General features: G+C 35.3%; 15 protein-coding genes and 1 tRNA gene. 7 read left to right on the forward strand and 9 right to left on the reverse strand.

Going from position 1 to position 26,536, the window contains the following annotated elements:
* Positions 1–7: 7 nt before the first annotated feature.
* Positions 8–2,239 (reverse strand): amino acid permease, encoded by a 2,232-nt coding sequence (locus tag VKJ25_RS14195; RefSeq protein ID WP_324237284.1) that lies wholly within the window; start codon positions 2,237–2,239, stop codon positions 8–10.
* A 552-nt stretch (positions 2,240–2,791) separates the two neighbouring features.
* Here VKJ25_RS14195 and VKJ25_RS14200 point away from each other — a divergent pair.
* Positions 2,792–4,450 carry a YcjF family protein gene (locus VKJ25_RS14200; protein WP_324237285.1) on the forward strand — a complete coding sequence of 553 codons (1,659 nt, stop codon included), beginning with the start codon at positions 2,792–2,794 and terminating at the stop codon, positions 4,448–4,450.
* A gap of 1,941 nt (positions 4,451–6,391) precedes the next feature.
* Here VKJ25_RS14200 and VKJ25_RS14205 read toward each other — a convergent pair.
* Both VKJ25_RS14205 and VKJ25_RS14210 read right to left on the reverse strand, forming a co-directional pair.
* Entirely contained in the window at positions 6,392–7,261 is an 870-nt protein-coding gene (locus VKJ25_RS14205; protein WP_324237286.1) for a transporter substrate-binding domain-containing protein, read from the reverse strand.
* A 17-nt stretch (positions 7,262–7,278) separates the two neighbouring features.
* Positions 7,279–9,012, reverse strand: coding sequence for an iron uptake porin (locus tag VKJ25_RS14210; protein WP_324237287.1), 1,734 nt, complete (start codon positions 9,010–9,012; stop codon positions 7,279–7,281).
* 793 nt (positions 9,013–9,805) lie between these two features.
* On the opposite strand from VKJ25_RS14210, the gene ispG reads away from it, so the two are divergent.
* From ispG to VKJ25_RS14240, 6 genes are all read left to right on the forward strand, one after another.
* A complete protein-coding gene (gene ispG, locus VKJ25_RS14215; RefSeq protein ID WP_324237288.1) occupies positions 9,806–11,026 on the forward strand; it encodes a (E)-4-hydroxy-3-methylbut-2-enyl-diphosphate synthase in 1,221 nt (406 codons plus the stop codon).
* Positions 11,027–12,797: 1,771 nt separating this feature from the next.
* Positions 12,798–14,087, forward strand: coding sequence for a carboxyl-terminal processing protease CtpC (ctpC, locus tag VKJ25_RS14220; protein WP_324237289.1), 1,290 nt, complete (start codon positions 12,798–12,800; stop codon positions 14,085–14,087).
* Positions 14,088–15,385: 1,298 nt separating this feature from the next.
* Positions 15,386–16,741: a UDP-N-acetylglucosamine 1-carboxyvinyltransferase gene (gene murA, locus VKJ25_RS14225; protein ID WP_375340334.1), complete on the forward strand. Its 1,356-nt coding sequence runs from the start codon at positions 15,386–15,388 to the stop codon at positions 16,739–16,741.
* Between the two features lie 598 nt (positions 16,742–17,339).
* A complete protein-coding gene (locus VKJ25_RS14230; RefSeq protein ID WP_324237290.1) occupies positions 17,340–18,212 on the forward strand; it encodes a M48 family metallopeptidase in 873 nt (290 codons plus the stop codon).
* Positions 18,191–18,272, forward strand: a tRNA-Leu gene (locus VKJ25_RS14235). The genes VKJ25_RS14230 and VKJ25_RS14235 overlap by 22 nt, the downstream gene beginning before the upstream one ends.
* Positions 18,273–18,308: 36 nt before the next feature.
* Complete coding sequence (locus VKJ25_RS14240; RefSeq protein ID WP_324237291.1) at positions 18,309–18,479, forward strand: hypothetical protein; 171 nt, start codon at positions 18,309–18,311, stop codon at positions 18,477–18,479.
* A gap of 546 nt (positions 18,480–19,025) precedes the next feature.
* On the opposite strand, the gene VKJ25_RS14245 is transcribed toward VKJ25_RS14240, so the two are convergent.
* The 6 genes from VKJ25_RS14245 to nuoH form a co-directional block, all read right to left on the reverse strand.
* Positions 19,026–19,316 carry a hypothetical protein gene (locus VKJ25_RS14245; protein ID WP_375340335.1) on the reverse strand — a complete coding sequence of 97 codons (291 nt, stop codon included), beginning with the start codon at positions 19,314–19,316 and terminating at the stop codon, positions 19,026–19,028.
* 2,021 nt (positions 19,317–21,337) lie between these two features.
* On the reverse strand, positions 21,338–21,538 hold the full coding sequence (locus VKJ25_RS14250; RefSeq protein WP_324237293.1) for a hypothetical protein: 201 nt from the start codon (positions 21,536–21,538) through the stop codon (positions 21,338–21,340).
* 737 nt (positions 21,539–22,275) lie between these two features.
* Entirely contained in the window at positions 22,276–22,587 is a 312-nt protein-coding gene (gene nuoK, locus VKJ25_RS14255; protein WP_324237294.1) for an NADH-quinone oxidoreductase subunit NuoK, read from the reverse strand.
* Between the two features lie 361 nt (positions 22,588–22,948).
* Entirely contained in the window at positions 22,949–23,554 is a 606-nt protein-coding gene (locus VKJ25_RS14260) for an NADH-quinone oxidoreductase subunit J (RefSeq protein WP_324237295.1), read from the reverse strand.
* Positions 23,555–24,044: 490 nt separating this feature from the next.
* On the reverse strand, positions 24,045–24,659 hold the full coding sequence (ndhI, locus tag VKJ25_RS14265) for an NAD(P)H-quinone oxidoreductase subunit I (protein WP_324237296.1): 615 nt from the start codon (positions 24,657–24,659) through the stop codon (positions 24,045–24,047).
* A 471-nt stretch (positions 24,660–25,130) separates the two neighbouring features.
* Positions 25,131–26,249, reverse strand: coding sequence for an NADH-quinone oxidoreductase subunit NuoH (gene nuoH / locus VKJ25_RS14270; protein ID WP_324237297.1), 1,119 nt, complete (start codon positions 26,247–26,249; stop codon positions 25,131–25,133).
* Positions 26,250–26,536: the final 287 nt, after the last annotated feature.

Genomic DNA, 26,536 nt, shown 5'->3' on the forward strand with positions numbered 1-26,536 from the left:
TAATCAATTAACGATCGCTCAGAACTTCACCATAAGAAAAACCTGGAGCTGCTAGAACAAAAACCGTACTGGGAAGACCTTGAGTTTTAGACTGTAAATCCTGATAATACTGAGTAAAATTTTCTCCTGGAGTCCGAATACCAAGGAAAATCAAATCGGCATCCTGAGAAGATTCATGTAAAATATCATAAAAAGGCCGACCATTAGATACCAAAACTTCAGAAGTTGCACCAATGCGTAAATCTTGAATCACATTATCAACATTTGCTTGGGTGGCTTTAACTGCATTTTCTTCAGGAACAACTAACTTCAAATGAATCTGGGCATTTCGCCAATCCATATCTGTACGCAACAAATAAGCCAAAAGTAGCATTAAGCCACCATTATTTTGTAAACCACCCCACCAAACATCTATGCGACGATGTTGACCAAATTCACGATCGCTATCTTCCCGAAAAATTACCACATTTTTCTTAGCTTTATGAATATGAGCAACTAACTGACAGTAGCGATCGCGACGAGAAGGTTCCTGACTATCTCCAAGCACTACAGTATTCGGTGCTAATGATCCAATGCCATAAGTTTCTACTAAAAGTTTTGCTCCATCAAAAAAATCTGTAGCTGTGACAACTCTTACCAAGACTTGTATTCCCCGCTTTTCCACATACTCACGAATAGTTTCTTGCATATCACTCTGCTGAGAAACATCACGAGATGAACTAGGCAAAACACTACAAACCGTAATTATGCCTCGATTATGAGTGAGGTTATCTGCAAATTGAATTAACAACCAACGTTTTTTCGGTATCCCAGACAAAACCAAAATATGAGGACGCCAGTTTTTAGTATCTTCTTCACCAATCTGCAAAATTCCTTCCCGGACTAAGGCCATCCATATTCCTCGTCTAGCATCTCCCCAAGTTGTCTCTAACTCTCGTCGTTGTAGCCAAATGAAAATGGCCAATACTATTCCAGCAGCAATAACAGTAGCTACAGCATTAATCAGAAACATTATTGCCAAACAACCCAAAGCACCCAACATTGATAATGACCAATGAACTTTAAATGTGGGACGGAAAGAGGGACTTTGTAAAAAGCCTTCTATACCTGCTGAGACGTTCAAAACCAGATATGTTGTTAAAAAGAACATGGTCAAAACTGGGGCAATAATATTTAAGTCCCCAATACAAACTGTGGCAGTTGCGATTCCTAAAGTTACGGCTGTACCAATTCGAGGTTCGTCATTTGGTCCACTACCATTACCAAGACAAGATAACCAACGGGGTAATACTCCATCTCTGGCTAATGCTTGTAAGACTCTGGGAGCCCCCAAAATACTACCGAGAGCGCTGGAAAGGGTTGCTCCCCAAACTCCCAATAAAATACCTGGTCCCCAAAAAGCCATTTCTTTCATAATCAGGGGATTTTCTATTAAGGTACCTGCATCGGCACGCATAGCCAGAATAATTGGTAATACCATGTAAATCACATATCCTGTACCAACTGCTGCTAAAGTACCTATAGGAATAGAACGGGTTGGGTCTCGCAAGTCTCCAGACATACTCACCCCTGCCATTATTCCTGTTACTGCTGGAAAAAAGATCGCCAAAACTGTCCAAAAAGATTCTGTAGATTGGCCTGGAGTTGCCCAAATTTCTATGGTTGTTGGTTCGAGGGGCTGTCCAAATGCCAATGAAATTAGGGATAAGGCGATCGCTCCCATGATAAAATATTGTGCCTTAATCGCGATTTCTGCGGAAGTTAAGGCCAATACTGCTACACCTATTGTGGTAATCAAAGCTACATACAACTGATTCAGGCCACCAAAAGCATCTACCATACTTTCCGCAAAACCTATGGTATATAGGGCAACTGAGAGAGCTTGGGCAAAATAAAGGGGTATTCCTACTGCTCCACCTGTTTCAATACCCAGAGATCGACTAATCATATAGTATGCACCTCCTCCTCTCACTATTCTGTCTGTGGCGATCGCGCTAACTGATAAAGAGGTGAGAAAGGTAATACTTGTGCAGAGAGTAACAATAAGTAGAGTACCTAGTAAGCCTACATTACCGACTACCCATCCAAAGCGGAGGTACATAATTACACCCAATATTGTCAAAATTGAGGGAGTATATACACCGCCAAATGTTCCTAATTTGCCATTATCACCATCGGCAGGAGTTTTTGGAGTTGGCTGTGTTTCTTCTGGTAGATTTGCACGTTTAAATAGTTTCATACATCTAAAAAATTTGCAATTATTGATAATTTTAAATTTAATTTTTGTCAGCATTTAGCTATTAGCAATCAGCTTTGACTGGGGAATGCTGCGCAAACAGCTATTATTAATCAGCTTTGACTGGGGAATTTTGTGTCAAGATATTTTTAACTTCTAGCACATTTTCAACAAGATAATTATTGAAGTTCAACAACGAGAGTTTTAGTTTTCAAATCATACAATTAGTTGTGTTGAAGAAAATGTATTTTTTCTGAGAAACTGATATCTAATAGCTTAATACTTACTAATCTTTTAAATATAAAATTTTAGATAGTATTGTGCTTGAAAATTATAGCATACAAATAACAAAACATATAAATAATTTAAACAGTAAACCAGATTTCTAAGAGGAGTTGTTGTTGTTAATAATAATAAAATAGAGGTTTACATGAATAATCTGGTTTTTGCGTTTGGTGTACTTAAGCAATCTCATTACAACAATTGTTAGAATGCTGAGGTGTAGCTTAACACTAATTTCTATTCCTGATTCCCTTTTTTCTTTGAGTTGAGTAAATGTCTAATACCCGTTTATTAACACTAATTTTAGGTCTTTGTTTGATTTTATTACTCATAATTTGGCTGATTAGTTCCCTATCATGGCTATACAGTCAAATTTCATGGTATGCACCTCCATTTTTGGCTAACTTGTTAGTGCTATTATTAATTATTCTGATTGGAATTGTTATTTTGGCCTTTGTTTATTATTTGAGACTATATATAACTCCGAAAAGTAAACGGCGACTAAACTCAAAAGTTAAAGTCAAGATTCCAGTTGTTAAATCTGATGCTGCTTCTGAATCTCTTAAAGCAGTCAAACAACAAGTCATCCAAATTCAGGATGAGGTGGCCAGACAAGCTTTATTGAGCCGTTCACAAGAGATAGAGGCTAGTTTAGCACAAGGTAATATCAAAGTTGTTGTTTTTGGTACTGGTTCGGCGGGTAAAACTTCTCTGGTAAATGCACTGATAGGACGAATGGTGGGAAGGGTAGAAGCACCGATGGGTTCCACAAAAGTAGGAGAAACTTATAATTTAAAATTATCAACATTAGAAAGGGAAATTTTGATTACTGATACACCTGGTATTCTGGAAGCGGGGGTAGCGGGTACGGAAAGAGGCGAAATGGCAAGAGTTTTGGCGACGGAGGCTAATTTGTTGTTGTTTGTGGTTGATAACGATCTACAGCAGTCGGAATATATTGCTTTGAAGGGTTTGGCGGAAATTGGTAAGCGATCACTTGTGGTTTTTAACAAAATCGATCTTTACACGGAGGAAGATAAGGAAGCGATCATGGTTAAACTGAGGGAAAGGTTGTTGGGGGTTGTGAGTAAAATGGATATTGTGGCGATCGCTGCTCATCCTCATTCTGTCCGTTTGGAAACGGGGGAAGTTTTTCAACCAGAAGCTGATATTAAAGCTTTGATTCAACGTTTGGCGGCAGTTTTACGATTGGAAGGGGAGGATTTAATTGCTGATAATATTTTGCTACAGTCTCAAATTTTGGGGGAGGAAGCAAGAGGTTTAATAGATGCTCAAAGAAGAAAGCGTGGGGAAAAGGTGGTGGAGAAGTTTCAGTGGATAGGAGCGGGTGTGATAGCGGTTACTCCTTTACCTGTGGTGGATGTGTTGGCGACGGCGGCGGTTAATGCTCAAATGGTTATAGATATTGGTAATATTTATGGTTGTGAATTAAATTGGGAAAGGGGGCAAGAGTTGGCAATGTCTTTGGCAAAAACTCTGGCTGGTTTGGGTATTGTGGAAGGGGCGATAAAATTAATTTCTACGGCTTTACAGTTGAATTTAGCTACTTTTATTATTGGTAAGGCTATTCAAGGAGTAAGTGCTGCTTATTTAACTAGGATTGCTGGAAACAGTTTTATTGAGTATTTTAGTCAGAATCAAGATTGGGGTGATGGAGGGATTACTGAGGTTGTACAAAAACAGTTTGAACTAACAAAAAAGGATGAGTTTGTTAAGTTGTTTCTTCAGGATGCGATCGCTAAATTTGTTGAACCTTTGACTAATATTTATTCTTCTGATGAAGAAGTTGAAACTGAGTCGGAATTTTCTGAGGAAGAAGCGGAAATAAATTCTCAATCTCAACCTAGTCAAAAAGTATATAATTTTGATGATTGGGAAACAGAAAATAGATCGAAAAGAGAGGATTGGTGAATGGATAATTAATAATGAATAATTGATAATTGATAATTAGGGCTTGAATTTAATTAAAATTTTTGTTTTTATTATCTATCAATAAATCTACTTGATATAAAATACTTGTTACCCATAATATTAGTTACTGAAAAATTCAGTTATAAGGCTTCTCTATTCATGGATAAAGAAGAAAGATTTCCTTTTAGTCAATCATTTTCTTTATAATAAAGAGGTAATAATTAATAATTAATTGTTGAAGAGACTTACGCAGAAACCGGGTTTCTTTGCTGAAATTTCCTCCTTTGAACAACAACGGCAATCAACTCGGTTTCTTGGTTGCGCCTGCGCCAGTCCTGTGTCTATAAACTTACAGCAGATTCCAACTATATAAAGTACAGATATTAATAATTAAGTTTTCTCAGTGCGATTTTTCCGGAACCGTGCATCTTGCTCCCGTGGGTCTACCTCACAAAAGTCGAATCTGCTATGCTATATTTATAGCAATGTGCGCACTTAATATTTACAAATTGCCGGAGGTGTCCAAGCAGCTCAAAACCTTATATTATAAGCTATTTATTCTTCCTCCATACCTGTTCCTTCTCTTGGTTGATTGGATATGGTTACGGAACCTATCCATCCCACCTTTCGGGAAACTCCGCTTTTCATGTTGGGCAGCGAAACAACTGCTGTTGCCTATTCCCTAAAAGCAGTGCTATACTTTTTTTATTCCTTCTTCTATTTGTCACGAACATTTATCACGCTTGGTATAAAAGCGCGATCGCATTTCCACTTATCTAATTCTCTTTTTCATTTTATTAAGCACCTGCGCTGAGCGAGCGACTTACTTCCAAAATACACGAAAAATTCTTTTGATGCAACTACTCTGTATTTCTTACATATCAATGCTTTGAAAAAATAACTTACAAAAACGTTTGGCTGCGGTATCGCACCCAAATTTCCCCCATTTTTGACTCTAAAGAGCTACTTTCAACTTTTTTTGCTAAATTTAGTTTAAATTCCAAATATATTTAGGGAAATTTTATAAGTTTCATTTATGTTAATATTTTATAAATCCCTAAAAAGCTTACATGTAAAGACTTTCAATAAAAATACCAGTATAAAAAATAAACCTTCTTCCTTCTTCTCTCTTACTTCCTTCTTCTGCTTAAGAATTACTGCTATTGCCTTAGTAAACAAAGCAGTTGTTGTGACTAAGGTTAATTGTTCGTTATTGATTTACTAACGTGTATTTACATAAATTCACATAAATTGATTCACTCAATTTATACAAATTGTGTTAAGATGCAGAAAAGTTGGTAGTGTGAAACCAGGCCACTGAGTAACCGCTATACTGATAAGTTGCCCTAGCATGGTCAAGTAATTTCAACTTCTGCGAAAGCTAATAACCAAGGCGACATAAGTGTTGAAAGCGTCTACAGTTTTTTTGTAGACCTTAGGAGATACCCCCTCAGTAAGTTAGATTACTGTGCATTGTTAGCTTTTGTTAACACTCATATTATCGGAATACAAAAGACTTTACTAAAGTTCCTATATCCATTATCCATCGTTTCAATGGTGCATGAGGAGGGATTGCTAAATTTTAGCCATCTAACGCACCATACTAGACCGACACAGCTAATGAGTTTGCAATAGATTTTAGGTAAAAGCTTTAACATATAAGGGTTATCGCTAAATCCTAATGCACCATTTAAGGCGTGTCAGTCCCATACTTTATCTCCCTTATACAAAAGTGTAAGGTTGGCATCGCCTAGTTATCTTAGTTTTTTTAAGTTCGACACACTGGTTTTTCAAATTTCTTTACCTGTGTAATGCCGAACACTCTTATGTCGAAACTAGCTACACCAATACGATGTATTGTAACTGAAATAACTTTGACTTTAAAAAAAGTAGGCTGGACTAACCATTTAAGGGATTTGAACGCTTTGGCTAAATTTGTGGTTAGTCCTTACTACAAGCTTCCCAAAGTCTCTGACTATTATCACTTAAACCATCCAACAACCAGTCGAATCTAATTCTTTGAGCTTTTTTATCATTAGCAAGAAAGTCATTAATATACCTTTGCCAGCTTAAATTTTTTTTCCCTCCAGGAAGTATAAACCCATAACCAGAACAAAAAGGACGACCATTTGCCTGATTGACAGTAATCAAAGTATAATTCTTTTCAAGATCCAAGTTCCTCTCCAGCGCCGCACCTAACAAAATAGTTCCATCATTTGAAAAACCACTAATTTCACCGTCCATCAAAGCATCCATACCTTGTTCTAAACTTAAAAATTTTTTCTCAATTTGTTCTTCAGGGAAAACTTTTTCTAGATCGCCTACAGTAGTAGTATTCCTAATTGCACCAACTACGCCATTACCAGTATTTATATCTTCTTCTTGCCTACCTCTTTCAGCCAAAATTTGTGTTGCCGAAATGAAAAAAGGTGTAGAAAAATAAACACCATATTTTTCTTCACGTTCAGGCAGAATAGCATTAGGACCACATTCTAAATCTACCGTACCACTTGTTACCAAATCCCAACGACTTTGGACAGTTGAGGTGACGAACCTTACCCTGATTGGATTGAGTGTATTACCAGTAGCACTCAGACGTTCAGCTAGAGCATAAGCAATATCTACACAATATCCTGTCCGTTTTCCATCCTCCCTAGAACCAAACCAAAAGACATCTTCTCTAACTGCTACTGTTATTTCCTCTTTTCTAATTATTTTTTCTTGTATTTGTGCTTGACTTATTTTTTGAGGAAAAATAGTCCCTAGAAATGCCAGAGATGTAGCAATAATAAATTTCAGTTTCTTGTTCATAATTATTAATTCTCAGGTTAAAATCTTAAAGAGCTTCGAGTTACAAATACCCAAATTGGGTCATTTTGATCGTCATGTTCTGGCTTAGTCTCAACAAAAAAACCAGACGTTATATCTATATTATTGGAAATTCGATAACTGTAGAAAACTTGAAACTGTAAAGAAGTATCTGGATCCTCATCACCATTGTCAACATTAGTCAATTTTGGCTGTTGACCAACAGAAAAACCTAACATTCCATTTTCAAGCAGTAAGTCATCTATAGCTACCGTCACTGCCCAGTTCCAAATATCCGCTTTATCTCCTTCGCGAGCCCCTGCTTCTGCTCTAGCATTACTATAACCAACCCAACCAGAGACAGTAACAGGCGCCAAACGATAGCTAGTTTGAAATCCAAAATGATCTGCTGAAGTGGCCACATCCCCAAAAGGTCGTGCAGCATTTTCACTCCCTGTAAAACCTGATACCTCAACTGAATCCGCCGTATAATATGATCTCACATAAGCCAAAGAAAAATCAAAATTTATGGTTGGTGAAACAGTTAACTGAGCATAAGCGCTATTTGTACCATTAAAAAGTCCACGACCATCTCTGGGATCCTCCCCACTACCTGTAAGATAAGCTAAATCTAACCTAAAATTATCATTAATTTGATAACTATAACCCAAACCAGCACCCCCTGGTTGGATATAAATATTGGGATTATAAATACCGAATAAAGACAAGCTTCCGTTACTACTAATCAGTTTAGGATTAAGTGCAGGAGCCATTAAGTCGAAGTCAAGTCCAGCGCCTCCCACATAAGCGCTCATTCTATCGTTGAGAGGAAAAGTATAGTATACTTCTGCTAATTTGGCAATATCGCCACCTGGAGAGCCTAAGCCTAAAAAGGTCATCGCAGTACCTGTACTTACTCCAGGTAAGTCTCCCACCCTGATCCTAGTCCTGAGGAAGTCTTTACCTGTAAAACTGGTATCAAAGTTGAGTGTCACATTATGGCCAAATCCCATTTGGACATCATCAGCGCTTACTGTGCCACTATCATCACCGAAAGCGTCATATAAAGCTAGGGTTACTTCTCCTTTTAGCACAGTTGTGGTAGAAAATTGATTAGCATCCAGAACATCTGCGCGAGTTTCCAAGGCATCGAGGCGGGACTTAAGTTCTGCTATTTCCACAGCAAAATCTTCTTGTAATTTTTGGCTTTTCTCTAAGTCTTCTGAGGAAATATAATTTTCATCAAATTGTTCAATTAGACCTTGAATCACTTGCAAACATTCGTTAAGATTAGCTGCAAATTCATAACGAGTAATGGCCCTGTTACCACTGAATGTCCCATTTGGGGATGCCAGTAGACAACCATAACGTTCTGCTAATCCTTGGACTGCAGTGTAAGCCCAATCTGTGGGTAGAACATCACTAAGTTGATTAACAGAGTTAATTTGTTCTAAAGGGAAAGATATTTCTGGGAATTGACTGTATTGTTCTATTTTTTCTAAAATAATACTATCATTTGCATTTTTTTCGGTAGTTGTAGTTGCGGTTTCCTGTTTTGAACTTGCAATTGGTTGAAATTTTAAGACAGGTTGGTTGAGAGGGTTGTATTTTTCTATGGTTTCTAAAATATGGTTATTTTGGTCACTATCTTGAGTTGATATTTGTTCTTCGGCTTTACTGGTCGAAGCAATAGATAACACAAGTCCCATTCCCAAAATTAAGGGAAAAATCACAACATAAGTTTTACGTCCCATACTTTTTATTTGATAATTTTGATTGATACTTAAAAAAGCTAAGTTATTTTAATACACGAGTGAATTTATTACAACTATTGATGATTATTTTCTTTATGTGTAAGCATTCGGTTATTAGCCGTCAGCTCAAGCGCAAATTCTATCTAAACATAAAATGGCTTTAAATGAATATAAGCTTTAAAGTCGGCTTTGATAGTAAGATTCAATTTATGTCAATTAATAAAGCTTTTATCTGAAACCAAATAAATAGCTGATTGTTAAATGCTTAGGTCATAATTATCTCAAAATTCTCACTTTTTCCACTGCATTAACTGAAATGTTGTGATTTTTTTAGTACCTAAAATTATTCTCATCTTATATTTATATATAAATTGTCAAGGATTTTGTCTCATCAACTATTATCTAAGATTTTCATGATTTTTTAACTCAGTAAAAATGGAGATATAAAACTATGACATTAACTGAAAAGTTGTGATTTTTTTAGTACCTAAAATTATTCTCATCTTATATTTATATATAAATTGTCAAGGATTTTGTCTCATCAACTATTACCTAAGATTTTCATGATTTTTTAACTCAGTAAAAATGGAGATATAAAACTATGACATTAACTTGCTTCATTTACTAAAAAAAACTGATAGCTGACTGCTAATACCTGAAAGCTTACATATTAATTTTAATTTTTTTATAAAATTACTTTGAGAAATTGATATAAGTGGCAATTATATGGCAACCTGAAATATAGAAAAAAATAGACTACTAAGCTTATTCTCTACAAAAAAATAACATAATTATGCAAACCCTAGTTAACCCAACCAAAACCCCAGTAAACCAACCCGCTTTTGACACTACTATCCATCGCCGAAAAACTCGCCCTGTCAAAGTAGGTGATATAACCATCGGAGGTGGCCATCCAGTTGTCGTCCAGTCAATGATCAACGAAGATACTCTTGACATTGACCGTTCCGTAGCTGCTATTCGACGTTTACACGAAATAGGTTGCGAAATTGTCCGTGTCACCGTTCCTAGTATGGCTCATGCTAAATCTTTAGCAGAAATCAAACAGAAATTAGGACAAACCTACAAACCTGTACCACTGGTTGCTGACGTTCACCATAATGGTATGAAAATTGCCCTAGAAGTGGCCAAACACGTTGATAAAGTCCGAATTAATCCTGGTTTATATGTCTTTGAAAAGCCACAAACCGATAGAAACGAATATACCCAAACAGAATTTGCCGAAATAGGTGATAAAATTCGTGAAACTCTAGAACCCTTGGTAGTCTCCCTCAGAGACCAAAACAAGGCTATGCGCATAGGAGTTAATCATGGGTCTCTAGCTGAAAGAATGCTATTTACTTATGGGGACACCCCAGAAGGTATGGTAGAGTCAGCCCTAGAGTTTATCAAAATTTGTCAGTCTTTAGACTACTATAATATAGTAGTTTCTCTCAAAGCCTCACGAGTACCAGTCATGTTAGCTGCTTATCGGTTGATGGTAAAGCGCATGGATGAACTAGGTATGGCTTACCCTTTACATTTGGGTGTAACAGAAGCGGGTGATGGAGAGTATGGTCGAATTAAGTCTACTGCTGGTATTGCTACACTTTTAGCGGAAGGAATAGGAGATACAATTCGCGTATCTTTAACTGAAGCACCCGAAAAAGAGATTCCAGTTTGTTATGGTATTCTCCAAGCCTTGGGTTTACGAAAGACAATGGTAGAGTATGTAGCTTGTCCTTCCTGTGGCCGAACATTATTCAATCTTGAGGATGTTCTACATCAAGTGCGAGAGGCAACAAAACACTTAACAGGATTGGATATTGCTGTTATGGGTTGTATTGTTAATGGTCCAGGAGAAATGGCTGATGCAGATTATGGTTATGTAGGTAAGCAAGCTGGTTATATCTCTTTATATCGTGGACGGGAAGAAATTAAGAAAGTACCCGAGTCCCAGGGAGTGGAGGAATTGATTAATTTAATTAAAGCTGATGGGCGTTGGGTTGAACCTTAGTTTATAATTTAAGTATTGTATGATGGGAGTGTATTGTTTTTACACTCCTATGTCCGGAATCTCAATCAGTTAGTTTGGATATCGATAACAAGATAGTTTATTAGTTTGATTTAGTCTTAATAAAAGCCAATAATTAATATTTATTTATAGATACTCTAATAACATTTTGGATTATCAAGGATTAGGCTAGGTTTAATAAATTATTTGTTAAATCAAAGTCAAATTCTTTATTAAATACAAGAAAGATAGTTACAGCAAATTAATTATAAGTATATAAAGTACAGATATTAATAATCAAATATTTTCAGTGCGAACTGGAAAGCTCCCGTGGGTGTACCTCACCAAAATTGAATCTGCTGTAAAAAATAGTAAGCATTCTACTAGCTGACCTTTAGCAAATCGCTTTTTCACTTAGTAATATACTAGCATTTGTTAATGACAAAACTTAACTTCATTGATAACTTTTTATTCTGCTTGAAGAACATTTTCTACTTTAGTGCGATAATGAGTTAATTACAGCAGATTCCAACCATAAGAAATGCAGATTGAAAAATTAAATTTTTTCAGTGCGAACTGTAAAGCTCACCTGAGTGTACCTCACCAAAATGAAATCTGCTGTAAGTTATAATTGATAGTTGATAGCTAAGTCGGTTGGTAAAAAAATTATAAGCACGTCTGTAGCGACTGGAACAGAGTGGAAAAAAAGCAATCTCCAGGATTTAAACAGGTTTAAAATTTAGTTGCATAGTGATGTTTATTTATGCTTACCTACTTATGAATGCTTACCAAAAATATTCAATAACTTGATAAATAAATCATAATTTTGGATACCTACAAAACTCAAACTAGATCATAAAAAAATAAATGATCAAACTTCTATCCCTGACATTTATCAATAGATTTTTAGTAGAAAAACTTGACTTGAAAGAAGTAGTTTGTACTTAATAAATGAGTAAAATAATATCTTTTAAGAAAGTAAAAGAGAATTTTAATATCATGTCCGTTGGTATCAGAGTGTGTAAAAAGTTAGGGAAATATCCACCTTCTGCAAGATTTTTCCAACTCTAACAACTTCTTTCTTTTTCCTTCTTTCTTGCCTTCATTTATACAATACCGATGCTACCGGACATGATATAATCCAACCTCTAAAAAGTTGATAGCTAGTTAAACTAGAAGACACAAACTCACTCTGTGTAATAATCTTAATATGCTAAATTGGGTATATATATTATATATTAATTAATAGACGATGGATAGTGGGCAATCAATAATGGATAATGGAAACTATAGCAATGCGGGCTTATGTTTTCATAACTCAAAAATTAGCAATAAACTCTGAAACTCTTACCCATTAACCATTGCCTCGCAACCTATTCCCCATAAAGTAGCAAAATTTTTGACACGAATAAAAGTGGAAATCTTATTTCTTTAATTATCAATTATCCATTATTAATTAGCACTTGCTGGTTAAATATCAAAATCTTGACGAGCTTAAGGTTTGACCCTTTTCAGGTACTAATAAAGTACCAGATTCTGGGTGGTAATGCTTCAAAAATCTAGGATTTTTGGCAACATAAGGGTAGAAAATCAAGGGAGGATTCTTCTGACTACTTCTTCTATGATTCTCATTTCTACTCGATTCTGGATTCTGGATTCTGGATTCTGGATTCTGGATTCTACCCCTACCACTCATACTTTTTCAGCAAACCCTAATTATCCATTATCAATTATCAATTTGTAATTATTGTTTAAACTTAACTCAACGAATAAAATGGTTATAGCAAAACGTGGACTAATCCTTGGTGCAACAGCATTAATGTTAACAGGTGTTACTGTAATTGGCGCTGGTATTCATCTTTCTTCTCAAGCATCATTAAATAATAACGACACTAAAGAATTAATCGACCAAGTTTGGCAGATTATTGACAAAACTTATGTAGATGGTACTTTTAATCAAGTAGACTGGAAAGCAACTCGTACTGAATTTCTGGATAAAAGTTACACCAGTGACGAACAAGCTTATGATGCTATTAGGGAAATGTTGGAAAAGTTAGGCGACCCTTATACCCGCTTTATGGATCCCGAAGAATTTAAAAATATGCAAATAGATACTTCTGGGGAACTAACAGGTGTAGGTATTCAGCTAACCCAAGACGAAGATACAAAAGAATTAGTAGTTATTTCACCAATAGAAGATACTCCAGCTTTTGATGCAGGTATTCAAGCTAAAGATATTATTACCAAAATTAACGGTCAAAGCACTCAGGGGATGGACCTTAACGACGCGGTAAGTTTGATTCGGGGTTCTATCGGTAGTCAAGTAACTTTAACTATTAAACGAGAAAATCGGGAAATAGAGTTTCCCATTGTGAGGGCAAAAATTGAAATTCATCCTGTTAAGTATTCTCAGAAAGAAAGTTCTTTAGGCAAGATTGGTTATATCCGCTTAAATCAATTTAGTGCTAATGCTACAGGTGAGATGCGAGAAGCAATAAATGATTTAGAAAGTCAGGATGTATCAGGTTATATTCTGGATTTACGTTCTAACCCTGGTGGATTGTTATACTCTAGTATAGAAATTGCCAGGATGTGGTTATCTCGTGGAGATATTGTTTCCACTGTTAATCGCAATGGGGTAACAGATCGTCAGAAGGCTAATAATAAATCTTTGACAGATAAGCCATTAGTTATTATGGTAGATGGAGGTTCTGCTAGTGCTAGTGAGATTCTTTCTGGCGCTCTACAAGATAACAAACGAGCTAAGTTAGTTGGGACTAAGACTTTTGGCAAAGGTTTAGTCCAATCTGTTCGGGGTGTTGGTCAAGGCGCAGGTTTGGCAGTAACTATTGCTAAGTATTTTACCCCTAATGGTCGTGATATTAACCATGAGGGAATCAAGCCAGATGAGAAAATATCTTTGACAGATGCACAGAAAGAGATGTTACGGAAAAATCGCAGTAAGATAGGAACTATTGAAGACCCTCAATATGCTAAAGCATTAGAAGTTTTGACTCAAGAAATTGCTACTTTGCAAAACAATAAAGCTGAGTCTGCCAAGTAGAAGCATAATTTCAATTAATTAGGGTTGGCGTATGGAAAGCTAAAAGTCAGAATAAATTAAGTGTTAGGAACTTTATATCTTCAGTAGTTATCTTAGTTATTGGCTTTTGTGGGCATCAATTTATTGAGATTTTCTACTGAGATTCCAGAAAATTTATGCACGAACAATGACAGAAACCTTTGCCTGTTTCCCCCATATCCGGGTCTCCGGGTCTTCGTGGCTCCGTGTCCTACCCTCACCAAGCAATTTATTCAGCGTCTTTTCGGTGCGTGGGTAGGGAACAGGGAAGACTCTTAGACATTCTGCTGCAGACAAATTTTCTGATCATCAGAGTCAAACATTTACCATTTTGAGACAACAATAGCCAAAAATTAGGTACTTTCACGGTTCTCGATCAATCAGGACTTAAAAAAGTATTAGGGTTTAGGTATCAAAAATTGGGAACTTTTAGGTTACTGAGGTACGTTTACCGAAAAATCAAAAATTGAACATTTTCGGCTAACTATAATATAAGAATCACTCTTACTGTCTTTACGGCCAACTCCTATTTTTCTTAACTCTTGACTATTCCCTACTTCCACCATCAGACCTTTGAGCGCCAACCCTATTTATTTGTTACTTTTGAGATTTAATCAGCAAGCCTTGCCTATTTTTATCCATCACCTCCACTTCTTATATACCAGAAAACTATTATTTTTTACCACTTTACTCTAAACTAAAAATCAATTATCCTTTACATCTCTATACATTTAGAGCTAGCTGATTAAATGTCAAAGTCTTTATAGCTAAGTACCTTTTTTGGTCGTAAAAAAGTCAGATTATTGCCTGATCAGGCTGCTCAAGTGATTATTTTACTAAGGTAGGAGTACTAAAGTCAAGAAATAATTTTTGCGAGTATGTCCTATACAACTCCTTATTCCTCTTTACTTCCCCTCCTGGGAGTGGTTAGGGTTAGGGGTGGGTTGACTCTCTACTCCCTGTCAAGCGCCAAAAGACTTTCCATACGCACACCCTATTTATACATAACAATCTGTAACTGAGATACCTATAATATCATATCCGGTTGAATAGTTACATTTCGGAGAAACGAAGGCAGCTATGCTCAAGCTTTTCTGCTATTTTTACCTTGATTTTATACACGCACAGTGCCCGAAAAATCCGATGCTAATGGACATGATATAATTTCAATTTTATTTTGTTTGTAATCAGGATTAAGAAAAAGAATTCGTAAATCCATACATATTTGTTAACTTTCCATTACAATCAAGAGAAAAAATTAAAATCAATAAACTAGGTCATTGAGGGAGGATAGAACCATTAATCAAAAATTAAATTCAATAGAAAAAACCGAGAAGCCAAACTTATCCCCTATAAATCAGTCAATATTAAAAATTTGGGGTCCTTCTCATTTACAAGGAAACATAAATATTAGTGGTGCTAAAAATTCAGCACTCCCTGCAATGGCAGCAACAATACTTTCTTCAGGAGTTTGTCGTTTACGTCAAATCCCATGTCTAGCAGATATTAACACAATGGGAAAAGTTTTATCTGCCCTGGGAGCAAAAATCAAACACAATGGCAATACTTTAGATATAGATGCTAGTATCCTAAATACTACTGAAGCTCCTTATGAATTAGTAAGACAATTGCGTGCTAGTTTTTTTGCTATAGGTCCTATTTTAGCGAAGTGGGGAAAGGCTCATGTTCCATTACCTGGTGGATGTGCTATTGGTGCTAGACCCGTTGACCTTCATGTTAAAGGTTTAGAAGCTCTAGGAGCAGAAGTCCATATCGAACATGGTATGGTTAATGCTTATATCAGTGGTAGTAAAACTAGGTTGCAAGGGGCAAAAATTGTTCTGGGTTATCCTAGTGTTGGAGCTACTGAAACTTTAATGATGGCAGCTACTTTGGCTGAAGGAAAAACAATCATTGAAAATTCAGCTCAGGAACCAGAAGTAGAAGACTTAGCTAATCTATGTATAGCTATGGGTGCTAATATTTCTGGTGCAGGTACAAAAACTATAGAAATATCTGGAGTACCAAAGTTACATGCAGTTGATTATACTATTATCCCTGACCGAATAGAAGCTGGGACATTTTTAATAGCTGCTACAATTACAAATTCAGAAATAACTATTTCACCAGTAGTTCCTAAACATTTAAGTGCAGTTATTTCTAAACTTGAGTCAGTAGGAGTAAAAATTCAACAAGAAACATCAGATAGTCTACGGATTTTACCTGGTGAATCATTAAAGTGTACTGATATTGAAACTCAACCATATCCTGGTTTTCCGACTGATATGCAAGCTCCTTTCATGGCCTTATTAAGTATCTGTTCAGGAACTTCTACTGTTACAGAGACGGTATTTGAGAATCGTATGCGTCATGTCTCTGAGTTAAATAGAATGGGTGCAGATATTCAGGTAAAAGGAAATACAGCTACTATCCAAGGAGTACCCAAGTTATCGGCTGCTCCAGTAATTGGAACTGACCTCAGAGCTTCCGCTGCTTTAATTTTAGCAGCTTTAGCAGCAGAAGGGGAAACAACTTTTCAGGGCATACATCATCTTAGCCGAGGCTACGAACAAATAGAAGTTAAATTACAAAAATTAGGGGTAAAATTGCAAAGAGTAGACTCAGTTGAAAGATAGTAACTAAAGGGCCTAAGCCAAATCAATTAGGGATTGGTAGCTTCATAAAGTACCAATTATTAGTAAATAAAAAAACTGTGCTTGTCCGCAGGGAGGCGGTAATATTAGGCTCAAGCTTAATTAGCCAGAGTCAACTTAGCCCTAGGCGAAGTCTTCTCCGAGAGTAGAGATTGCTATTCTGCATATGATCTGGTAGCATATTTTTGGGCTACTCCCTTACCTAATTTCCTGACATTGAATTATTATATTGATAGCCCATACATCTCTAGAATAGGGCTATATCATTAAATGTCAAAGTCTTTGTAGGCATTAGTTTCAGCTTTTGCAAATACTAAAAAAATGCCGACTTTTAGGTAATTCCAGTATGGTTCCCGAAAAATCAAAAATCCAGGTTTTGGGCAAGATGGGGGTAAAAAATCATGCTGTTGATTCTTCTGGTTACCTCTTCTATGATTATTATTCCCATAGGGATTCTGAATTCTCGATTCTGACTCCTTCCCTGATCAAAAGACTTTTGAGTGCAAACCCTAGAATAGAGTCTGTGTGGATTACTTGAGTTATGCTATTATATCATTGATAGGTTTAAAATCAAGCAAGTATGGCTTTGACAACAACACAACTAATTGGCTTAAAGGCAAATCATTTTCGGCATCCCCGGGATCTAGAGGCAACTAATACTCTAAAACAACTTCCTGGTCTTGACTTATTAGTTAGACAGTTATTAGGTCAATTAGGTGAACAATTTTTCTATATGGAAAATATAGCTTCTAGTGTTTTAGTTAGTGAATCACAATTGCCTGATTTACATAAAAGATTATTGAATGCTTGTCAAGCACTTGATTTAGAACCACCACAATTATATGTTCGTCAACATCCTGTGCCTAATGCTTATACATTTGCTATGCGAGGGAAGCAACCTTTTATTGTTGTTCATACATCTTTAATAGATTTGCTCAACTTAGAAGAAGTCCAAGCAGTATTAGGTCACGAATTAGGACATTTGAAATGTGAGCATGGAGTATATCTTACATTAGCTAATTTAATTGTACTTGCCACTGGACAAATTTCGACATGGGGTGGTATAATAGCTCAAAGTATACAAAGTCAAATACTCGAATGGTTAAGATGTGCTGAATTTAGCTGCGATCGCGCAGCTTTACTGGCTACACAAGACCCTCAAGTAGTTGTATCAGTTTTGATGAAGTTAGCTGGTGGTTCTCCCACTTTATCACCTCAACTCAATGTTGATGCTTTTTTAGCTCAGGCAAGAGCTTACAATGAGTTTAGTAATACGGAATTGGGTGAAGTTTTTAGGGAAGTCCAAACAGCTCAGTTGACTCATCCATTACCTGTATTAAGAGCTAAAGAAATTGATAAATGGGCAAGTAGTAAAAAATATCAAAATCTATTGCAAAGTTTATCAATAGATGTGTACAATAAAAAAAGTCAGGGCGAATGGCGAAATTGGTAGACGCACCACACTCAAAATGTGGCGACTTCGGTCATGTCGGTTCGAGTCCGACTTTGCCCATGTTTATAGTTTTGTAGGGGATGGAGATGTAAAAATATGGTGAAGTTGAAAAGATGGGAGTCTCCCCGAAAACAGGGGCGAAATATTAAAGGAAAAGGAGGAACTGCAAGATTAAGACAAATAAGAAAGCAGCAAAACCTACTTATCAAAAAATTAATGAGTCTAGAAGAAGGAGCTTATGGTTCCTTCTTTTTATTTCTCTATTAGGGATTAGTTAAGAGTCACGATTTCGGGGAGTTGCAGAGGAAGTACTTGAAAAAATAGTTCTTTAATTTTTCTGTCTTACTCCCTTCCTTACCCGACGCCAGATTAATATCAGTATATCATTACAGGATATAGTTTATAGTCAGATTTTTCTAGGTAATCTTCTAGAGGGAAGGGAGTAGTTAGCCAAAATTCTCAGTTTTTAGGCTCAGGGGCTTGCTGAAAAAGTATTATGAGTGGGGGAGGAGTCAGGAGACAGAATAAGTCAGGAATTTACAGAAGACAGTAGGAATAATTGATTCCTTAATTTTTCAGCCAATAGTCAACCAAGATTATAGCTTTTTTAGCAATTGAAGAGCAAAAAACTGGCACTTTTTACCGACCTAAAAATTATCAAATCTTGATATATCAAAGTATTCATATTTCCATACGCAAACCCAAATTACCTAACCCCATGTATTATACTAAATACTAGCGGATAGTCTCTAATGATAAAGGGAATAATAGTCGCAACTTAACTAATGTTCAGAAACAGTAATTTTTTCCGCTTTAAGGAATATGCTTTTTATTTCTATTTAGAATTGGTAGTTGTGGACGAGACGAGTTAGGAGGTAGATAATATTCTGGAACAGAATTAGTTTGCTCAAAATTAGAACCCTTGAGCAACCAAAAACGAAAGACAATGGCCATTCCTACAGTTCCCATTCCTAGACTAAATAAAGACCAACTTCCTCCAACACCACCAATCACCGCATCAACAGCTCCTACCGTGACGATAAAGCTTACTACTGGCTCTTTTCGATAAGCTGTTTTCATAATTCTTAGCAATAAAGCGTTAATCATAAGTTCAATTTTAATGTGATCTAGAGTTTGAGTATATTCTATTTTGCTCAAGGGAATTGAGTTAAAAATCTCGCTACCTTAATTTTAATTATCCTAACTTATTAAATATACTGCCATATAAAACATTAAATCAGCAAATAAGCTTTTATTGTATCACAGCTTTGTTTGAGAATCTAAAGTTATACCCAAAACAATATCATGTTCATCCAATGATGTTTAAACTATTTAGGGTTTGCTGATTAAATATCAAAGGACTTATATATTAAAGATTTTAGGCTTTTTATATCTGGAAATAGTATAAGGTTTTTGCTCCTCAATTGCTAAAAAAGTTAGGATTTTGGTTGACTATTGGCTGAAAAATTAAGGGATAATTCTTCCTCCTGTCTTCTGTAAATTCCCTATTCCTCCTTTCTGCCGACTCCTGACTCCTGACTCGTACCCCCACCTATAAGACTTTTTCAGCAAGCCCTATTTAGGGCTTAGTTCTGATTCCTAACAGACTTTTTGACCAAGTCCTATTAGGTCTTGCTGATTAAATCTAAAAGCACTATTTAATCAAGGTTTTAGTCTTTTTAAGTCTGGAAAAAGTACCTAGTTTTGAGTTGCTTGATGCTCTTCAAGTTAGGATTTTGGATAGACAAACACTGAAAAATCAAGGTAAAATTATCTCCCTTACTTTCTCTGTCTTCCCACAACAACTACACGAACCACCCCTCCCACACTCTGCTTTTTTTCAGCAAGTCCTAATTAGAGTTTGTTGAATAAATCTTAAAGCATTAATAGATAAAGGTTTTAGCTTTTTTATGTCGAAAAAAGTAGCTAACTTTTGGCTATTATTGTCTCAAAGTGGCAGAGTTTTGACACTAACAATCAGAAAATTTAGCCATAACAAATAGTCTAAACTTTTCCCTGTTAAGAGTTAAGTATTCCCTTCCTTCATTAACAAACTTTTTCAGCAAGCCCTAATTATTAATTATTTGGTAAAAAGTCACTTCTATTCCTGCTATCAATTTTTTCCTGATGTAGTGCTAATTTCGATATATCACATAAATACGTTTTTGTCAATTGCCAGTTAAATAGGGTGGAGAAAATTAGTTAGTTATCCTTTAAGCAATCAAGAGCGATCGCCACCTAAAATAACGACATAATCAGGTTTTACAAGTTTATTTTTCTATTAAGCAATAAAATACCCATGGATTATAATAAAATTTATTATATCACGAAATTGGTAAAAATCGCTGAAAGTATTGAAAATTTGTTAATTTATTCATCAATATTATTGTCAGAGATTGATGACAAAGTTTTAAATTTTAAAATACATAACCTGAAAAGTATAATTAAAACTTGTCAAATATATCTGATGACTATTGAGACAAAGATTTTGAGAAGAAAAAAGACATCTAAACATTATAAATGTCTTTCTCGGATACAACTTATTTCGGATAATGATTGATAAAATTATATACAAGTTAATAGTCATCTTAAAGATGACTGAAGCTATTAGCTAAGGATTTTAATTCTTGGAAACTTGGTGAACTTGGCGAACTTAGGGAGATATGTCATCCGCCAAGAAATTTGTTTCTTGGCTCAAAGCAAAAGTTATCTAGGGCTGGCTGAATTATTTATCAAAGTGTTTACGGGTATTGCTTTCAGCATTTTATAGATGCTAATAAAGTACCAGCTTTTAGGTGATTCCAGCTTAAAAATCTAGTATTTTGGGCATTTCAAGGGGTAAAAAATTAGAGTAAGATTATTCTGGCTCCTGGATTCTGGATTCTGGATTCTGGATTCTGGCTCCTGCCCTCAAATAAAAAAACTTTTACGCTTCCCGATAAATCAGCAAACCCTATCTTAAAGATGACTAAAGATAGCTGATTTACTATAGCTAATTTAATAAGACTTGATATAAAGTGACGATGTAGAGTTTGGGGTGGTTGACATTTTCAAAGAAACTAGAAAACCCAATCTCTTGAGTTACTTGAAATTGGGTTTTGGAATAAAAATAAATATAAAAACAATTAAAGAGTTTGTCTAGAAATTAACTTTTCAAAATGAGCTTGAGTTTCCTGCAACATTTCCTCACGACCATCTTTTACTTGATTAAGAGAAGGAACTAAATTACGAGCGTGTAAAGTCATGTGTAATTGTAAGTCAGCTACATACTCACTAACATCTTGACGCAAAGAACATGATGGATATTCTTTAGTTTGTGTATTCAAAAATTTTTCCTCCTTTAAATTATTTGAGCTTGTTTATAATTTAGAAAAGGTATCACGGAAATTACTCTGATGTTGCAATTTAGTAATGAAGCTTAATATTTGTCAGGAAAAAAGTTATATTTCTTCATAGTGTTAGTGAACAGGGAAAAGGGAACAGTTAGAAAAATATTTTCTAGTCTAAAACAGTAATATCTCAAGAGAAACCGGAGAAATACTAGAAACTTTTCAAAACAACATTTCCCGGTGCTAAAATGTAATTATTCTATAGAGTTAAGTAGGGTAAGTCTTGCTGCGCAATTTGAAAAAGCCCTGATTACAAACTACGGAACTATTAAATATTAAGTTGTGCTGTAATGCACCATTAAGTAAGTAGGGTTTGCGGAAAAAGTCTTTTATTTTTTTTATAAGGGTAGGAACGTTGCATGCAACCTCCTTACGGGAGTAGAGGATCAGGAAAGTAATTTTTTCCCCAACTTTTGCCTAAAACGGTAATTTTTTTATTTTTGACCGAGCCGTGCATTAAGAACTGAAAACCAGGTACTTTTTCCCTACCTAAAAAGGCTCCTTATATCTGTGAATACTTTGTCAAATTTAATCAGCAAGCTATAAGTAGTTTGTAGTTATTCCAAAGATTTTCCAAAGTCATGCCAAATAATGCCAAATATTTTGGTGCGTTACGTTTCGCTAACGCACCCTACTTTAACACTTGATTTTCTAAAGCTGAATGCTTTTAAAAATTACCACTTTAACAAATTAAATTCTTCCATATCGACTGTATCACGGTTACGATAAATTGCTAAAACTATAGCCAAACCTACAGCAGCTTCAGCAGCAGCAACCGTAATTACAAAAACAGTAAAAACCTGACCTTTAATATTTTCAGAATCTAAGAAATTAGAAAAACCCATCAAATTCAAATTTACAGCATTAAGAAGTAACTCAATAGACATTAACACCCTAACTGCATTACGACTGGTAATTAAACCATAAATTCCTATACAAAAAAGTGCTGCTGCTAATAATAAAAAATATTCCAGTTGTAATTCCATAAACTTATTAAACCTTTCAATTTATTGATATAACTTACCAATGGATAATTAATAATTAGAGATAGTTTTCATTATTAATCATGTTAGCATTTAGCCGCCAGTTATAAGCTAGCCTCCTGGGGAGGAACTGTGTTAACAGCTATTGCTTTTAGTGAGCGATAAAAGCTTTATTAATTTAGCTAGAAAAATTTGACTACAAAAGTCAGAGCTAAAGTCTATATTCCCTTAAAACCGATCCTTAAACATAAGGTATTATTGGTTTTTGCGTAGCATTCCTTAAGAATAGCTGACGGCTAATAGCTGTTTGCGCAGCATTCCGCAGGAAATGCTTAACTTAGATGATTAATTATTAATTATTTAATTATTCATTAATTTCCCTAGAACTTGCAACTAATTCACGAGGACGTTCTGGCAAACTTAAAATAGGAGTTTGAGCTGGTGCTTCATCAGGCAAAATATCTCGACGAGCCAAAATAATAGCACCTACCATTGCCATTAATAAAAATACAGAAGCAAGCTCAAAAGGAAGTAAAAAATCAGTAAAAAAGTGTTTACCAATTAACACAATTGAACTTTCTCCAGCAACAACTCCACTAATAGGAACTGACCAAGAAGTAGACAATACCATTGTACTCAATAAAGCAAACAAACCAACACAAACTAAACCTGTTGCTCCCTTTCTAAACCAAGCATTAGGTAAAGCCTTAAAATCTTCTTGTTTATTTACCAACATAATAGCAAATAAAATCAGAACATTAACAGCTCCGACATAAATTAAAACTTGGGCAGTAGCTACAAAATCAGCATTTAATAATAGGTATAAACCAGAAATACTGAGAAATACTCCAGCCAAAAGAAAAGCTGAGTAAACAATATTAGAAAGTAAAACTACTCCCAAAGCTGCTCCAATCATTGTTACGGCTAAAATAATGAATGAAACAAATTGAACTCCTTGCGCTAAATCCACTTTTTATTCCTTTAAATATATCTGAATTTTCAATAATATCTTATTAGTTTGTAGTTACTAATTAGTAATAGCTAAAACTTAAGATTAACTCTTCAATAATTAGTTGATAATATAAGTATTTCCTGCGGAATACTGTGCAAACATTTATTGGTAGGCAGCTCTTCCTCCGGAATACTTCAGCAAACAGTAATAATCTCTAAACGACAAAGTTTAAATAGATAAGGCTCACCTATATAATATTAAAGAATTAACAGATTAAGGTTTGAGTAATTTTAAATATGTAAAAAGTACCAGCCTCTTTGTTTATAGAGTTGAAAAAGTGACGATTTTGGAGTAAATATGGATAGAAGAAAAATTCATAAACAACTATTTATAATAATTTCTCTGTCTTTCCACATTTCCTAAATTCTGCTTTTTTTCAACAAACCCTAAATATAACTTTTATCGGAAATCAAAACTAATAGTTAACTGCTGGCTCCTGACCTCAAAACTATTTATCTGTTGTCTCTACTGGTTCTTTCTCAGATTCCATTTGTTCCAAAATTTCTTCTGGACGGAGACCAGCTCGACGGGAAGTATGAGAAACTGTATGAGGGTCGATAACTCCTTTAGGCAAATAAGCTAATTCTCGCATGGGAGTAACCATTGGGTCATTTGTCACCTTGTATGGTAATCTACCCAGAGCCACATTATCATAATTCAACTCATGGCGGTCATAAGCAGCTAGCTCATACTCTTCTGTCATAGACAAACAGTTAGTAGGGCAATATTCTACACAGTTGCCACAAAATATACAAACTCCAAAGTCAATGCTATAATGCTTAAGCTTTTTCTTTTTAGTTTCTTTGTTAAATTCCCAATCTACTACAGGTAAATTAATCGGACAAACTCTGACACAAACTTCACAGGCAATACACTTATCAAATTCAAAGTGAATCCTACCTCTAAATCTTTCAGAAGGAATTAACTTTTCATAAGGGTATTGTACAGTAACTGGACGACGGCGCATGTGGTCAAAAGTTACAGATAAACCTTGACCAATATATTTGGCAGCTTGAAGAGTTTCTTTAGCGTAATCGCTTACTTGGTTGAGGAATTTGAACATAGGGTTTTTGCTTTATAAAACTTATACCGTTTTACGGAAGTCAAAAGTTAAAAGTAAGATTTTATCAGCTTAAAACTTTGACTATAAAGTAACTTTAGGAAATTATTTCACATTTAAAGTTATCAACTATTTGTTTGTCACATCTTTAAAAGTGAATTAGTGTTACACGTAGGATTTTAAAGTGACAATTTGAGCTTTATTTAATGAGTGTAATTAAAAAATCTCAAATTAATTGGCTAGTGATTTATCTTTTCTTTTATCAGTATTTAGTATCCCACTATTTATAGGGTACTTAAAATTGCTTGGGATGGGAATCCCGAATGCAATTTTACCAAAAAATTGGGTCTAACGTCTCCCCATTCAAAGGGATGAAAAAAAATCAACCTTAGTATTTTAAGCATAGGTAAACAGCTACGAGGTACTGTTAACTAATAACTAATAACTAATAACTGAAATAACCTTCTGCCTTCTTCAACCGCCAAAAGCAAATGGGAAAACTAACTTTAGAGCAGCAGTTAATAATAAGTTAACCAAAGCTACTGGCAATAAGAACTTCCAACCCAAGTTTAATAATTGGTCAATTCTCACCCTTGGTAATGTCCAACGTAACAAAACTGCTATAAATACAAGTAAGTAAGTTTTAATTAAGGTCATAATAATACCTAAAGCAGCATTGGTTATTTGTAACCAAGGAGTCGTATCACTTACTCCCAAGAAATTAGATAACAGTTCGACTGGAATAGGAGACTCCCATCCACCCAAATATAAAATCGCCACAAATAGGGAAGATAAAACTAGGTTGACATAAGAAGCTAAATAATATAGGGCAAATTTCATCCCAGTATATTCAGTTTGATATCCAGCCACTAATTCTTCTTCTGCTTCTGGAAGGTCAAAAGGAAGACGTTCACATTCTGCCAATACAGCTATCCAGAAAATTATGAAGCCTAATGGTTGTCTCCAAATATTCCATCCTAAAATTCCATAGCCTGATTGTTGTTCAACAATATCAATTGTGCTAAGACTGTTGGACATCATTACTACTGCTAATACAGCCAAAGCCAAAGGAAGTTCATAACTAATAGATTGGGCAGCAGCTCGTAAACCTCCAAGTAGAGAATATTTATTGTTAGAAGCATAGCCAGACATTAGTAGTCCAATAGGCTGAATACTGGAAAGGGCAATCCACAAAAATATGGCTACTCCCAGGTCTGTAATTACTAAATTTTGTCCAAAGGGTACTACTAGATAGGAGAGAAATACTGGAATGGCTACAATTACAGGTCCTAATGTAAATAGTAAAGGATCTGCTTTGGCCGGAACAACGTCCTCTTTAAAAACTAATTTTAGACCATCAGCTAAAGGTGCTAGAGTCCCCAGAGGTCCAATAAATTCTGGCCCAATTCTTTGTTGTGCTGCTGCGGAGATTTTTCGCTCTAGCCAAACTGTGACTAGAACTCCGACAGTAGCACCAACAATCATTAATAACATGGGAAATGGCAGCCATAGGGTTTTGGCTATTTCTGAGGATAAGCCCAAGTCTACGAGGGCTTGAATAAATGTTCTTTGTAAATCAATTCCTGAATTCATTAGTTGGGAAAATTAATGAGTTATCTAATAGAGAATACAACATATATTAATCCTAAATTAGGTTGTAATATTTTAACATAGCGGTCTACTTTAGAAACTAAAGCTAAAAATAAAGATGTGGATACCAAAACTTTCTCTGGAATGAGGTTTATTGATTTTTCTCAAAGTGAGTTTCACCTTCAAACTGTAACGTTATAGTTTTTGAGAATTTACCAATAAAGATTTACTCAACCAAATTTGAGAATAATCTTTTCATCTTTTTCCCAAGAAAGAAGTCTAAACCAAAA

The sequence above is a fragment of the Okeania sp. genome, from assembly GCF_035285525.1.
Classification (GTDB): domain Bacteria; phylum Cyanobacteriota; class Cyanobacteriia; order Cyanobacteriales; family Microcoleaceae; genus Trichodesmium.